The 14,416-nt window shown below is 68.5% G+C and carries 9 protein-coding genes; all 9 read right to left on the minus strand.

Annotation, left to right across the window (positions count from 1 at the left end):
• Nucleotides 1-136: 136 nt before the first annotated feature.
• Nucleotides 137-1,342, minus strand: coding sequence for an acyl-CoA dehydrogenase family protein (locus ACH4YL_RS25500; protein ID WP_398509744.1), 1,206 nt, complete (start codon nt 1,340-1,342; stop codon nt 137-139).
• Between the two features lie 2 nt (nt 1,343-1,344).
• On the minus strand, nt 1,345-1,869 hold the full coding sequence (locus tag ACH4YL_RS25505; protein ID WP_398509745.1) for a MaoC family dehydratase: 525 nt from the start codon (nt 1,867-1,869) through the stop codon (nt 1,345-1,347).
• 2 nt (nt 1,870-1,871) lie between these two features.
• On the minus strand, nt 1,872-2,891 hold the full coding sequence (locus ACH4YL_RS25510; RefSeq protein ID WP_398509746.1) for an HpcH/HpaI aldolase/citrate lyase family protein: 1,020 nt from the start codon (nt 2,889-2,891) through the stop codon (nt 1,872-1,874).
• Nucleotides 2,888-4,900, minus strand: coding sequence for a protein meaA (locus ACH4YL_RS25515; RefSeq protein WP_398509747.1), 2,013 nt, complete (start codon nt 4,898-4,900; stop codon nt 2,888-2,890). The genes ACH4YL_RS25510 and ACH4YL_RS25515 overlap by 4 nt, the downstream gene beginning before the upstream one ends.
• 10 nt (nt 4,901-4,910) lie before the next feature.
• Complete coding sequence (ccrA, locus tag ACH4YL_RS25520) at nt 4,911-6,248, minus strand: crotonyl-CoA carboxylase/reductase (protein WP_398509748.1); 1,338 nt, start codon at nt 6,246-6,248, stop codon at nt 4,911-4,913.
• A 371-nt stretch (nt 6,249-6,619) separates the two neighbouring features.
• The gene (locus ACH4YL_RS25525) at nt 6,620-9,508 is read right to left on the minus strand and encodes a glycosyl hydrolase family 95 catalytic domain-containing protein (protein WP_398509749.1); all 2,889 of its coding nucleotides are present in this window, start codon (nt 9,506-9,508) and stop codon (nt 6,620-6,622) included.
• Between the two features lie 225 nt (nt 9,509-9,733).
• Entirely contained in the window at nt 9,734-11,410 is a 1,677-nt protein-coding gene (locus tag ACH4YL_RS25530; RefSeq protein ID WP_398509750.1) for a hypothetical protein, read from the minus strand.
• Between the two features lie 148 nt (nt 11,411-11,558).
• Nucleotides 11,559-12,404, minus strand: a complete 846-nt coding sequence (locus ACH4YL_RS25535) for a TetR family transcriptional regulator (protein WP_398509751.1) — start codon at nt 12,402-12,404, stop codon at nt 11,559-11,561.
• Nucleotides 12,405-12,525: 121 nt separating this feature from the next.
• Nucleotides 12,526-14,310: a 3-hydroxyacyl-CoA dehydrogenase family protein gene (locus tag ACH4YL_RS25540; protein ID WP_398509752.1), complete on the minus strand. Its 1,785-nt coding sequence runs from the start codon at nt 14,308-14,310 to the stop codon at nt 12,526-12,528.
• Nucleotides 14,311-14,416 lie beyond the last annotated feature (106 nt).

Below are 14,416 nucleotides of genomic sequence, written 5' to 3' on the forward strand. Positions count from 1 at the left end.
GGCGGCTTTCCGTGGATGTTATCGGTTGCGAGGCGCAACTGGGAAAGCCAGCAGCCGAGTCAGACGGCTCGAAACATTCTGCACACAACTCCAGGGTGTGACCTGCTTCGCAGCCGAACCGGCTCAAGCACGACAATCAACCCTGGAACCGGTACTCCTCGAGCAGCCGACGACCAATGATCATTTTCTGGATCTCGGCGGTACCTTCACCGATGAGCAGCATCGGAGCCTCGCGGTAGAGGCGCTCGATCTCGTACTCCTTGGAGAAGCCGTAACCGCCGTGGATACGGAAGGCGTCCTCGACGACTTCCTTGCAGTATTCGGAGGCGAGGTACTTCGCCATCCCTGCCTCCAGGTCGTTTCGTTCCCCGGAGTCCTTTTTGCGTGCTGCGTTGACCATCATCGCATGAGCGGCCTCGACCTTGGTAGCCATCTCGGCCAGCTTGAACTGAATCGCCTGGTGCTGGGCGATCGGCTTGCCGAAAGTGTGGCGCTGCTGGGCGTAGGAGACCCCCAGCTCGAAGGCACGCTGTGCGACTCCGCAGCCACGTGCCGCGACATTGACGCGGCCGACTTCGACGCCGTCCATCATTTGGTAAAACCCTCGGCCGGTGGTGCCGCCGAGTACCCGATTGGCCGGAATGCGCAGTCCGTCCATGATGAGTTCGGTGGTGTCGACGCCCTTGTAACCCATCTTGTCGATCTTGCCGGGGATGGTGAGGCCGGGGCGGACCTCTCCGAAGCCGGGCTCCTTCTCGACGAGGAAGGTCGTCATCGACTTGTGGGGTGCGGTGCCCTCGGGGTGTCCTTCGTCACTCCGGCACAGAACGGCGACCAAATTGGACGTTCCGCCGTTCGTGAGCCACATCTTCTGGCCGTTGAGGACGTACTCGTCGCCGTCCTTGACGCCCTTGGACGTGATGGCCGACACATCGGAGCCCAGAGCCGGCTCCGACATCGAGAACGCGCCACGCACCTCGCCGAGTGCCATGCGCGGAAGGAAGTGTTCCTTCTGCTCCTGCGTGCCGTGCTGCTTGAGCATGTACGCCACGATGAAGTGCGTGTTGATGATGCCGGAGACCGACATCCAGCCGCGCGCGATCTCCTCCACGCACAGCGCGTACGTGAGAAGGGACTCACCCAGGCCCCCGTACTCCTCGGGGATCATCAGGCCGAAGAGGCCCAACTCCTTGAGGCCGTCGACGATCTGCTGCGGGTACTCGTCGCGGTGCTCCAGCTCGGTCGCGACAGGGATGATCTCCTTGTCGACGAAGTCCCGTACGGTCGACAGGATTTCCTGCTGGACGTCGGTCAGACCGGCGGTCTGGGCGAGTCGCGCCATGACTACTTCTCCTGCTTCTTCGGGGGCTCGACGAGCTCGGGCCGACCGGGCTGCTCGCCGCCGCGCTCCTTGATGTACGTCTCGGTGGGAACCATCACCTTGCGCCGGAACACGCAGACGAGGGTGCCGTCCTGCTTGTAGCCCTTCGTCTCGACATAGACGATTCCGCGGTCGTTCTTGGAACGCGACGGCGTCTTGTCGAGAACGGTCGTCTCGCCGTAGATCGTGTCGCCGTGGAACGTCGGGGCGACGTGCTTGAGCGACTCGATCTCCAGGTTGGCGATGGCCTTGCCGGAGACGTCCGGCACGGACATGCCGAGCAGCAGCGAGTAGATGTAGTTGCCGACGACGACGTTCTTCCCGAAGTCGGTCGTCTTCTCCGCATAGTTGGTGTCCATGTGGAGGGGGTGGTGGTTCATGGTGAGCAGACAGAAGAGGTGGTCGTCGTACTCGGTGACCGTCTTCCCGGGCCAGTGCTTGTAGACCGCGCCGACCTCGAACTCTTCGTAGGTGCGTCCGAACTGCATGATCAGGCCTCCGGCGCTTCGAACTTGGAGGTGCGCTGCATGCCGGCCGCGCGGCCCTTGCCCGAGATGACCAGCGCCATCTTGCGGCTGGCCTCGTCGATCATCTCGTCGCCGAGCATCGCCGAGCCCTTCTTGCCGCCGGCCTCGGACGTGTAGTAGTCGTACGCGTCCAGGATCAGTTCGGCGTGGTCGAAGTCCTCCTGGGACGGCGAGAAGATCTCGTTGGACGCCTCGACCTGGCCCGGGTGCAGCACCCACTTGCCGTCGAAACCGAGGGCCGCGGCGCGCTGTGCGACCGCCTTGTAGCCGTCGATGTTGCGGATCTGCAGGTAGGGGCCGTCGATCGCCTGGAGGTTGTTGGCGCGGGCGGCCATCAGGATCTTCATGAGGATGTAGTGGTACGCGTCGGCCGGGTAGCCGGGCGGCTGCTCGCCGACGACGAGGGACTTCATGTTGATGGAGGCCATGAAGTCGGCCGGGCCGAAGATGATGGTCTCCACCCGCTGGGAGGCCTGCGCGATCTCGTTGACGTTGTTGAGACCCTGCGCGTTCTCGATCTGCGCCTCGATGCCGATCTTGCCGACCTCGAAGCCCATCGTCTTCTCGATCTGGGTGAGCAGCAGGTCGAGCGCGACGACCTGCTGGGCGTCCTGGACCTTCGGCAGCATGATGCAGTCGAGGTTCGGGCCCGCGCCCTCGACGACGGTGACGACGTCGCGGTAGGTCCACTCGGTGGTCCAGTCGTTGACCCGTACGACCCTGGTCTTGCCCGTCCAGTCGCCCTCGTTGAGGAACTTCACGATGGTGTGCCGGGCCTCCGGCTTGGCGAGCGGCGCGCAGGCGTCCTCCAGGTCCAGGAAGACCTGGTCGGCCGGGAGGCCCTGGGCCTTCTCCAGGAACCGCGGGTTGCTGCCCGGCACGGCCAGACAGGAGCGTCGCGGACGCAGACGGTTCACAGCAGGGAGGTGTGCGGCGGAGCCGCTCGCTGGAAGGGCGGTGGTGGGAGACGGGCGGGGAGTCATGCGGGGACCTCCAGAGGGTCGAGCTTGTTCGCTTTCCGGATCTCGTCGACGATACGGCCGATGATCTCGGTGATGCCGAAGTCCTTCGGGGTGAACACGGCGGCCACACCCGCCGCCTTCAGATCGGCGGCGTCGGCGTTCGGGATGATCCCGCCGACGATCACCGGAATATCGGCCGCGCCGGCCTCGCGCAGCCGGTCCAGTACGTCCGGCACCAGCTCGGAGTGCGAGCCGGACAGGATCGACAGACCGACACAGTGCACGTCCTCCGCGAGCGCGGCGGACACGATCTGCTCGGGCGTGAGCCGGATGCCCTGGTAGACCACCTCGAAGCCCGCGTCACGGGCCCGTACGGCGATCTGCTCGGCACCGTTGGAGTGCCCGTCCAGGCCGGGCTTGCCGACCAGTAGCCGCAGCCTTCCCGAGCCGAGTTCGTCGGCGGTGCGGGACACCTTCTCGCGTACGAGAGCCAGCGGAGTGCCCGCCTCGGCGGTGACGGCGACCGGCGCGCTGGAGACGCCGGTCGGCGCGCGGAACTCGCCGAACACGTCCCGCAGCGCCCAGGACCACTCGCCGGTGGTGACTCCGGCGCGTGCGCACTCGACGGTGGCCGCCATCAGGTTCTCGGTGCCGGCGGCGGCCTTCTTCAGCGCCGCCAGCGCCTCGGTCGCCCGGGCCTCGTCGCGGTTGTCGCGCCACTCGTGGAGCTTGGCCACGACGCGCGCCTCGTTCGCCGGGTCGACCGTCATGATCGCCTCGTCCAGGTCCGCGGTGAGCGGATTGGGCTCGGTGGTCTCGAAGACATTGACGCCGACGATCTTCTCCTCGCCCGACTCGATCCGGGCCCGGCGCTCGGCGTGCGAGGAGACCAGCTGCGACTTGAGGTAGCCGGACTCGACGGCCGCCATCGCGCCGCCCATCTCCTCGATCCGCGCCATCTCGGCCAGCGACTCCGTGACCAGGGCCGCCACCTTGGCTTCGATGACATGCGAGCCGGCGAAGATGTCCTCGTACTCCAGCAGGTCGCTCTCGAGCGCAAGCACCTGCTGGATACGCAGCGACCACTGCTGGTCCCAGGGGCGAGGGAGCCCCAACGCCTCGTTCCACGCCGGGAGTTGTACGGCCCTGGCGCGCGCGTCCTTGGAGAGGGTGACGGCCAGCATCTCGAGGACGATGCGCTGGACGTTGTTCTCCGGCTGGGCCTCGGTCAGGCCGAGCGAGTTGACCTGCACGCCGTACCGGAAGCGGCGCTGCTTGTCGTTCTCGATGCCGTACCGCTCACGCGTGACCTGGTCCCAGATGCGCGAGAAGGCGCGCATCTTGCACATCTCCTCGATGAAGCGGACGCCCGCGTTCACGAAGAAGGAGATGCGCGCGACCACATCGCCGAACTTCTCGGCCGGCACCTGGCCCGAGTCGCGCACCGCGTCCAGTACGGCGATCGCGGTGGACATCGCGTACGCGATCTCCTGGACCGGAGTGGCTCCCGCCTCCTGCAGGTGGTAGCTGCAGATGTTGATCGGGTTCCACTTGGGGATGTGGGCCACCGTGTACGTGATCATGTCGGTGGTGAGCCGCAGCGACGGGCCGGGCGGGAAGACATGCGTTCCGCGCGACAGGTACTCCTTGACGATGTCGTTCTGCGTCGTGCCCTGGAGCCTGGCGCTGTCCGCGCCCTGCTCCTCGGCGACCACCTGGTAGAGCGCCAGCAGCCACATGGCGGTGGCATTGATCGTCATCGAGGTGTTCATCTGCTCCAGCGGGATGTCCTGGAACAGCCGCCGCATGTCACCGAGGTGCGAGACGGGGACCCCGACCCGGCCCACCTCGCCGCGGGCGAGGATGTGGTCCGGGTCGTAGCCCGTCTGCGTCGGCAGGTCGAACGCGACCGACAGGCCCGTCTGGCCCTTGGCGAGATTGCGCCGGTACAGCTCGTTGGACGCCTCGGCGGTGGAGTGACCGGCGTACGTCCGCATGAGCCACGGCCGGTCCTTCTGGCGCTCTGTCATCTGGAGGCCCTCAGACGTTACGGAAGCGGTTGATGGCGTCGATGTGCTTCTCGCGCAGCTCCTCGTCGCGGACGCCGAGGCCCTCGCGCGGGGCGAGCGCGAGCACGCCGACCTTGCCCTGGTGGCGGTTGCGGTGCACGTCGTACGCGGCCTGGCCGGTGTCGTCGAGGGAGTAGACCTTCGACAGCGTCGGGTGGATCTTGCCCTTCGAGACCAGACGGTTGGCCTCCCACGCCTCGCGGTAGTTGGCGAAGTGCGAGCCCACGATCCGCTTCAGCGACATCCACAGATAGCGGTTGTCGTACTCGTGGTTGTAGCCGGACGTCGAGGCGCAGGTGACGATGGTGCCGCCCTTGCGCGTCACGTACACCGAAGCGCCGAAGGTCTCGCGGCCCGGGTGCTCGAAGACGATGTCCACGTCCTCGCCGCCGGTGAGCTCACGGATGCGCTTGCCGAACCGCTTCCACTCGCGCGGGTCCTGGTTGTGCTCGTCCTTCCAGAACTTGTAGTCCTCGGCGTTGCGGTCGATGATCGCCTCGGCGCCCATCGCACGGCAGATGTCCGCCTTCTGCGGGCTGGAGACGACACAGATCGGGTTCGCCCCGCCGGCCAGCGCGAACTGGGTCGCGTACGAGCCGAGTCCGCCGCTCGCGCCCCAGATCAGGACGTTGTCGCCCTGCTTCATGCCCGCGCCGTTGCGCGAGACGAGCTGGCGGTACGCGGTGGAGTTGACCAGGCCGGGCGCCGCCGCCTCCTCCCAGCTGAGGTGCTGCGGCTTGGGCATCAGCTGGTTGGACTTGACGAGCGCGATCTCGGCGAGACCGCCGAAGTTCGTCTCGAAGCCCCAGATGCGCTGCTCGGGGTCGAGCATCGTGTCGTTGTGTCCGTCGCTCGACTCGAGCTCGACGGAGAGACAGTGCGCGACGACCTCGTCGCCCGGCCGCCAGGCGTTCACGCCGGGGCCGGTGCGCAGGACGACGCCCGCGAGGTCGGAGCCGATGATGTGGTACGGCAGATCGTGGCGCTTGGTGAGCTCGGAGAGCTTTCCGTAACGCTCCAGGAAGCCGAAGGTGGCCATCGGCTCGAAGATCGAGGTCCAGACGGAGTTGTAGTTCACCGAGCTGGCCATGACCGCCACCAGTGCCTCGCCCGGTCCGAGCTCGGGCACCGGCACGTCCTCGACGTGGAGGGACTTGCGGGGGTCCTTCTCGCGGGTCTCGAGACCCGCGAACATCTCGACCTCGTCCTTGTGCACGGTGACCGCGCGGTACGAGTCGGGCAGGGGAATTGCGGCGAAGTCGGCGGACGTGCTGTCCGTCGACTGGATCGCGTCCAGGATTTCCTTCACGGTGTGCCTCCGGCGAAGCGCGTTTTTGGGAACGCTGAGGGGTACGTCGGGGTGCTGCTTCGGGTGTTGCTGTGGAGGTGTGCCGTCGGTTTCGGCGGGGGTGGAGCGGTGGCAGCGCGGGTGTGCGCGGGAGGTTGCCTGTGACGCAGGCGTCCGGGCGCTCGAACCGATGGTTTGAGGGGACAGCCGGCGTACGAGAGGTCTCTGCACGCCGGCCGCCCGGACTCCTTCAACGTATGGCACGCTGTGCCAGCTCGCAAGACACTGCGTGCCAGTAATTTCTCTCAAGTGTCATCCCGTTGGCACGTATGAGCAACAACGGCCGCCCCGGAGCGGAGCGGCCGTCACCTTGCGTGTGCGGTTGTGTGCGATCAGTTCGCGCTCTCCACGGAAAGGGCGAAGACATGCGCCCGCGCCGTCCCTCCGGCCGGCGCGTTCAGCGTGATCGAGGCGAGCTGCTTCGCCGGGTCCAGCGGTGCCGTCTGGTGGAAGATCGCGGCCTTGGTGCCGACAGCTCCCGTACGGGTGTGGATCTGGCTGGTGCGTACCGCCTCGGTCTCGCCGTTCGCCGGGCCCGACAGCCAGGCCGTGAGCCTGATCTCGACGGTGACCGTCGAGCCGTCGGCGTACGAGAGGGTCGCCGGGGCCGTCACATTGCCGGTGTCACCCGCGCCCAGGACATGCAGCCGGGCATACGCGCCGGCCGGGACGGTGATCTTCTGGCCCGCGGCCACGACATTGTTGTGGGAGCCCTCGCTGCCGTTGGTGAAGGAGAAGGCGATCCCGTCGTCCACCGTCCGGCCGGTCTGCGGCAGTTGCGCCATCGGATAGGTGCGGCCGCTGCCGTCGAAGTCGCCGTCTCCGTAGAACATTTCGGTGGTGATCGCGTCATTGTCGAAATGCCCGGTGAGATCGACCTGGCTCACTCCGCCCGTCTGCCCGAGCGGCGGCAGGCCCCACGGCTCCGCGGGCCGGGTGATCCGTACCGGCTCGACCGTGAGATCCGGGCGTGAGCCCGCCGGATGCACGACCGCCTCGTCGTCCCGGCCGAGCTCCAGCTCCACCTCGCCGCCGCCGAGATCGCGCCACTTCGGAGCCGGGCCGCCGATGCCGGAGACGGTGACCGGGCCGGTGATCGAGTGCCGGACGCGGCACGGCTCGCCCGCCAGGCTCCGCACCCGCACCCAGCGTGTGGTGCCGCCCCGCCGCACCGCGCTGACCAGGAACGCACCCTCCGTACGGAAGTCATGGAGCACCGCGTCCCGCCACTCGCCCGGCACTCCGGGAAAGATCCGGATCGTCGGGCCCCAGCTCTGGCAGAGCATGTCGTGCATGGTCATCGCGCCCGACAGCGGAGTCTCGATGACCGGACCGGCCTCGTAGTACATCGTGTTGGGCTGGATGAACCGGGCCACCAGCTCCCGCAGATGGGTCAGCGCGTCGTCGCCGCGGCCCATCTGCGTGGAGATGGAGGCGGCGCCGGTGAAGCTGTAGCCGCGCAGCGCGCCCTCGAAGCTGATCCAGTGGTGGAGCGAGCGCGCGATCAGATCGCGGTTCTCCGGCTGGTCCCAGTTGACGAGGTAGAGCGGATAGACGGCCAGCATGTGCGAGTAGTGGCGGTGCGACTTCGCGAACGGCACACCGGCGCCGACCATGAAGCCCTTCTCGTCCACCGGAAAGTCCGTGAGTTTCGCCAGTACCTCACGCCACTTCGACTCCAGAGGATCGGTCTTCTTCAGCAGCCTGACCGCCTCCAGGAGCGTGGCACAGCTCCAGCGCAGCAGCGCGAGATCGTAGTTGCAGTCGGGTGCGCTGCCGTACTCCGGCGAGAAGGTCTTCGGCAGATGCAGCCTTCCGTCCGCGCCCGTCGTGAGGAAATGCAGGTAGTAGTTGGTGGAGCGGCGCAGCAGCGGATAGAGCACATCCTCCAGAACGCCCCGGTCCATGGTGTGCCGGTAGGCCAGCCACACGTTGTGCAACGCCCACGGCAGATCGCCGACTTCGGGATCGCCGACGCCCGGCACGCCCACGCTGCCCGCGTCGTCGCACTGCGCGTCGGTGGACCGTCGCAGGCCCGCCGAGTCGTGCCGGTACTCCGGCTTGAGCGCGTCGATCAGGATGTCGGTGTTCTCGGCGAGTGTGCGCGGAATGGCGTCCAGCTCAAGGTGGTTGGAGCCGTACACCGGCCAGTACTCCAGCTGGGCGTTGAGGTTCCACCACACGCTCGGCCATGGAGTCGGCTCCAGCCAGGGGCCCGTCGTCGCCATCACCGGCGCGTGCTCACGTGCCGCGCACGCGAGCTTGTAGAGCTGGATCCAGTAGAAGCTCTGCAGCATCTGGTCCGGCACGGAGACGAAGCTCTTGCGGTAGAAGCGGTGCCACCACTCCCGGTGGGTGCGCAGCAGGCTGGAGTCGGGAAGCGCGGCCGCCTTGCGTACGGCGGTGATCACCCGGCCCTCGGCGTCCGTGCCGGGGTACGAATGCGCCACGGCCAGCAGGAACGTCCGCTCGCGGCCCCTGCGGCGCTCCGTGTGGGCGGATGCCGTCTGCCCGCCCGCGTACAGCGGCTGGGTCACCACGCCGATACCGTCCTCGTCCCTGGTGACGGGCGGCGGATTGGGCGGGAAGTTCTTCGGCGGGTCCTCGCGGACGATCCGCGGGCTGACCGCGGGGGAGGGGCGGAACTCCCACCGGAAGTCCTCCTCGCCCGTGCTCGCCTCGACGGTCGCGAGCAGCAGCGTGCGGTCGTTGTGGACGACCGCACGCAAGTTCAGAGTGCCCTTGTCGGTGGTGACGGTGCCGCGTATCTCGGCGTTCCACAGATCGAGCCGGAGGTCTACGCCGGTGATGGTGCCGACGGGCGTGAGGACCAGATTGCCGACGGGCAGCCGGGCCACGCCCCACTCGTTGCCGAAAGCGGGCCGGTGGTCCTGGACCTCGCTGTGGTGGACGGTGAAGCGGAGGGCGTTCTCGCCGGGTTCGGCGTAGACGATCGAGCCGAGCAGCCCGTTGCCGAGGAACGGGCCTTCGTACCAGGTGCGCGGCAGCCGTTTCCAGATCAGGTCCTGGCCGGCGAGGAAACGTTCCCACTCGCGGTCGGTGCGCATGCCGCGGAGCGGTCCGCAGCGCTGTGAGGTGTCGGCGGCGGTTGCGTTGGCGGCGGGTGCGGCGACGGCCTCGCCTGCCGCCATTCCGCCCGTTGTACCGGCGGCCGCCCCGATGGCCACCTTTCCGAGGAATCCACGTCTGCTTACGGGCACCACTGATCAACTCCGTCCAAAGACGTGCACATTGATCCGATGACTGAATGCTCGTGGAGCGTAGGAAGAGACCAGTGTGGCGTCAAGACGGCGGAATCATCGGGGGACTGAGGCGGTGTGGTGCGAGCCGTCCAACGGATCGCCGCCCAGCGCGGCCACCGGCCACAACGCGCTGGGCCCGCCGACGGGCTCGATGAGCACGTCGGCGGGCCCAGCGACCTCCTGCTACCGCACGCGACGCCGGCGGACGAGAACCAGCGCCAGCGCGCCGAGCGCGACCGCGGAACCCGCGGCTATGGCCGGTACGAGCATGGCGGAACCCGTGCCGGCGAGGTTGCCGCCGCTTGTGCTTCCGGTGCCGCCCGTGGCGCTGGAGCCGCCGCTCGACGACGAGCCGCTGGTGGAGCCGCCCGCCGAGCCGCCGGCCACCGAGCCGCCAGAGGTGCCCGAACCGCCCGTTCCGCCCGTGGTCGAGCCGCCGGGCGCCGCCTTCGCGGTCACCGTCAGCCGCGCCGTGCTGTTGGTCTTCGAGCTCGAAGCGACCGCGAGGACCACGCCCTTCACGTTCGCCAGCGGCTCTGTCGCCTTCAGGGTGAACGCGTACAACTGCTGCTTGCCGGAAGGCAGTTCGGCAGATCCGCCACACCGGTAGACCGTGCCCGTCGGCACGGCCATGCCGGTCCACTCGTCCCGCCAAGCGGCCTTCTCGCAGCCCTCGCCGGCCCGGACGACCGTGAGTCCCTTCGGGATCTCGGCGTAGACGGTCGTCTGCCCGGCCGGGACCGTCTTGCCGCTCCGGTTCTTGATCCCGACCTCGGCGCCGATCTCTTTGCCCACCTGCGTGTTCACCGTGGGGGCGACCGCCGCGAGATCAGGGCCCTTCGGGCTGTGGAAGCCGAGGATCACATAGTGGTCCCAGATGTGGTCCGGGTCGACGGGGCGCGGCACCCTCGGCACGGTGGACGGCGCCTTGGTCGCGAGCTTCGCGGGAGCGGACTTGCCCTGTACATGGCGCGCCTGCTTCCCGTTCGCCTCCTCGACGCTGATCTCCGCCCGGCCCGCGGTCGTGTACCGCACCAGCGCCGACGCGAGCGCCGGAGACACCTCGTACGTCGTGCCGGGCAGGATCGGTGTGTTGAACTCGCACACCGCGCCGGTCCGCGGCGACTTCGGGTTCTTCGGGTCCTTCAGCCAGTACCAGCAGTTCTTGTGGTCGCCGGGCAGCACCACCGTGCCGTCGCCGTCGAAACCGCTGATGGTCACCCGCAGGCCCCGCAGCGTCTTCGCCCCGATGTTCGTGACGTCGAAGGGGATCGGGGCACGTCCTCCGGTCGGGACATCGACGCCGTACGACGCGGGGAATCCGCCGACGACCAGCTGGTCCTTGTCCGCGACGGTCACATCGAGCTTCCCGGGGCCTTCGGCCATCGCTGCGTTGTCGGCCTCCGTCCGGTAGGTGATGACGCCCTTGTCCTGCACGGTCGTACCGAGCTTCGGACGGGCGAAGAACGGCACGTAGGCCTCCGGGTCGCCCAGGCCGTCCGGCATCTTCACCGGGCAGGTGGCGACATCGCCCACGACCTTGCACTCCGACCGGAACCGGAACTCCGCCATCTGCTTCGCGCCGCTCGTGTCGATCACGACCTCGACGCCTGTGATCGGCTTCTTGTCCGGGCGCTCGCCGGAGATGCCCAGCTCATACGTCCGGTAGTGCGCCTCGGTGAGTGCTCCTGCGGCCCGTGGCAGCGCTCCCTGCGGCTGCCATCCGCTCAGCTGGAGGACGGCCGGCAGCGGCTCCTCCGCGTGGCTGGGCGGCGCGATCACCGCACCTGCCCCGAGCATGGCGAGCGCCGCGCCGCCGACGGCGACGCGGCGTACACGCCAGGTCTTCCAAGAATTCATCTGGTTCCGGTCCTCTCCAACTGACGAAGACGGAGACCAACACCTGTTGCCCCCGTGCCAGTTGGACACCCGATGCGTCGACCGGGTTGTACTGAGGCGGCGTCAGACAGCCCCTCCGGATCGCCGGACCATTCCGCGGACCTTCAGCTCAGGCGTCAGTCCTGCCGTCGCCCAGCGCCCGCTCGATCGTGCGCATGACCTCGTCGAGAGGAGCGTCGGTACGCGCCACCGTCACCAGTACGTCGCCGCTGGTACGCGCCGACACCGCCACCGGCCCCGTTCGCTCGGCCGGCTCGGCGCGCTCGCCCTGCGGCGTGCGGCCCGCGCCGATTCCGCTGCCGAAGGTGTCGCGGACGATCGCGAACGCGTGGTCGAGCTGGGTCTCCACATCGCCCTGGCCGCCCGCCCGCAGCCAGCGGCGCAGCACATGGTTGTGCGCGGTGACGACCGCGGACGCGGCCACCTCCGCCAGCAGCGGGTCGTCATTGCCGTCGTGGTGGTCGCGCTCGTCGAAATGGCCCAGCAGATAGCGGGTGAACAGCCGCTCGTAGCGGGCCACCGAGGCGATCTCGCGCTCGCGCAGCGTCGGCACCTCGCGGGTGAGGCGGTAGCGCTCGACGGAGACCGCGGGCGAGGCCGCGTACATCTTCATGACTTCCTTGATGCCACGGCACACCGTGTCGAGCGGATGCTCGTGGGCCGGCGCCGCGTTGAGCACCGCCTCGGCGCGTACGAGTGTGTCGTCGTGGTCCGGGAAGATCGCCTCTTCCTTCGAGCGGAAGTGCCGGAAGAAGGTCCGGCGTGCGACCCCGGCCGCGGCGGCGATCTCGTCGACCGTTGTCGCCTCGTACCCCTTGGTCGCGAAGAGTTCCATGGCCGCCGCCGCCAGCTCGCGCCGCATCTTGAGGCGCTGCGCGGCGGCACGGCTGCCTGCGGCACTTTCCGGGGCGTCGGTCGTGGCGCGGGAACGGCTGGGCTTGGCGGGCTGGGGCATGACCTGAACGTACTGCATTCGTGCAGGAGAGCGCGCCTGTGGGTGAGTGACCGCGCCCCCTTCCGGGGCGGGCGGCGGGCCGCTCGAAGGGCCGAGCAGCCCGCCCCAGTCCGCGGTGCTGTCAGCGCCTGGCATATTCGCGGAAGCCACGGCCCGTCTTCCGGCCGAGGCAGCCCGCGGCCACCAGATGCTCGAGCAGCGGCGCCGGCGCCAGACCCGGGTCGCGGAACTCGCGGTGCAGCACCTTCTCGATCGCGAGCGAGACGTCGAGACCGACCACGTCGAGCAGTTCGAACGGCCCCATCGGATAGCCGCCGCCCAGCTTCATCGCGGCGTCGATGTCGTCCAGCGACGCGTAGTGCTCCTCGACCATCTTGATCGCGTTGTTGAGGTACGGGAACAGCAGCGCGTTCACGATGAAGCCGGCGCGGTCGCTGCAGTCCACCGGGTGCTTCTTGATCTTCGTGGTGACCTCGCGGACCGTGGCGTGGACCTCGTCCGAGGTCAGCACCGTACGGACCACCTCGACCAGCTTCATCGCGGGAGCCGGGTTGAAGAAGTGCATGCCGATCACGTCCTGCGGGCGCGAGGTGGCGCGGGCGCAGGCCACGACCGGCAGCGAGGAGGTCGTGGTGGCGAGAACCGCGCCCTCCTTGCAGACCTTGTCGAGGGTCGCGAACAGCTGCTGCTTGATCTCCAGGTCCTCGGCGACGGCCTCCACCGCGAGATCGACCTCCGCGAAGGTGTCGAGCGAACCGGCCGGAGTGATCCGGGCCAGCGTCTGCTCGGCGACCTCGGCCGTCATCCGGCCCTTGTCGACAGAGCGCGAAAGAGACTTGGTGATACGGGACTTGGCCGTCTCCGCCTTCTCCAGGGAGCGGGCGGCGAGCACCACGTCGTAACCGGCCTTCGCGAAGACCTCCGCGATACCGCTCGCCATGGTGCCGGAACCGGCCACGCCGACGGTACGGACCTCACGACTGCCGCTCGTCGTCCCGCCCGCCGGCTGCGGGGTCTGGGCGTCCGGCACCAGCACCGAGGTGCCCGGCCCGGCGTACGTGTAGAAGCCGCGGCCCGCCTTGCGGCCGGTCAGGCCCGCCTCGCTGAGCTGCTTGAGGATCGGTGCGGGCGCGTGCAGCCGGTCGCGGGACTCGGAGTACATCGCGTCCAGGACCGTACGCGCGGTGTCGATGCCGATCAGGTCGAGCAGCGCGAGCGGGCCCATCGGCAGCCCGCAGCCCAGCTTCATCGCGGCGTCGATGTCCTCGCGGGACGCGTACTTGGCCTCGTACATCGCCGCGGCCTGGTTGAGATAACCGAAGAGCAGCCCGTCGGCGACAAACCCGGGCCGGTCGCCGACCGCGACGGGCTCCTTGCCGAGCTCACGGGCGAGAGTGGTGACGGCCTCGACGGCGTGCGGCGCGGTCAGCACCGAGGAGACCACCTCGACCAGCTTCATCGCGGGAGCCGGGTTGAAGAAGTGCAGGCCGAGGACGCGCTCCGGGTGGGCGGAGTCGGCGGCCAGCCGGGTCACGGACAGGGCGTTCGTGCCGGTGGCGATGATGGCGGTCGGGCGGACGATGCCGTCCAGCGCACGGAAGACCTGCTGCTTGGCCTCGTACGACTCGGACACCACCTCGATCACAAGATCCGCTTCGGCGGCGGCCTGCAGGTCGGAGAAGGTGCGAAAGCGGGCGAGGGTGGTGCGGCGCTCCTCCTCGGTGATCCGCTCACGCTCCACGGCACGCGCGGTGGAGGCTTCGAGCGAGCGGACGGCCAGACCGGCGGCCGCGTCGCTGATGTCGATGCCGATGACCTCGCGGCCGGCGCGGGCGAGGACCTCGGCGATGCCGGTGCCCATGGTTCCGAGGCCGACGACGGCAATGGTGTGGAGAGGGATGTCCATCGGGGGACTCCAGGGATGAGTGACGACTGAGGGGGAGGTGCGCGCGGGGGAAACGCCTCGGGTGCCGGAGGGCACATGCCGAATGGCGCACGGCGCACGTCAATGC

Origin of the sequence: Streptomyces sp. NPDC020681 (assembly GCF_044334895.1) — a bacterium.
Classification (GTDB): Bacteria; Actinomycetota; Actinomycetes; order Streptomycetales; family Streptomycetaceae; genus Streptomyces.

Excerpts from the sequence above, each read along its gene's own strand:
- ACH4YL_RS25500 (WP_398509744.1), bottom strand. The coding sequence starts at position 1,342 with ATGGCGCGACTCGCCCAGACCGCCGGTCTGACCGACGTCCAGCAGGAA.
- ACH4YL_RS25505 (WP_398509745.1), bottom strand. The coding sequence starts at position 1,869 with ATGCAGTTCGGACGCACCTACGAAGAGTTCGAGGTCGGCGCGGTCTAC.
- ACH4YL_RS25510 (WP_398509746.1), bottom strand. The coding sequence starts at position 2,891 with ATGACTCCCCGCCCGTCTCCCACCACCGCCCTTCCAGCGAGCGGCTCC.
- ACH4YL_RS25515 (WP_398509747.1), bottom strand. The coding sequence starts at position 4,900 with ATGACAGAGCGCCAGAAGGACCGGCCGTGGCTCATGCGGACGTACGCC.
- ACH4YL_RS25530 (WP_398509750.1), bottom strand. The coding sequence starts at position 11,410 with ATGAATTCTTGGAAGACCTGGCGTGTACGCCGCGTCGCCGTCGGCGGC.
- ACH4YL_RS25535 (WP_398509751.1), bottom strand. The coding sequence starts at position 12,404 with ATGCCCCAGCCCGCCAAGCCCAGCCGTTCCCGCGCCACGACCGACGCC.
- ACH4YL_RS25540 (WP_398509752.1), bottom strand. The coding sequence starts at position 14,310 with ATGGACATCCCTCTCCACACCATTGCCGTCGTCGGCCTCGGAACCATG.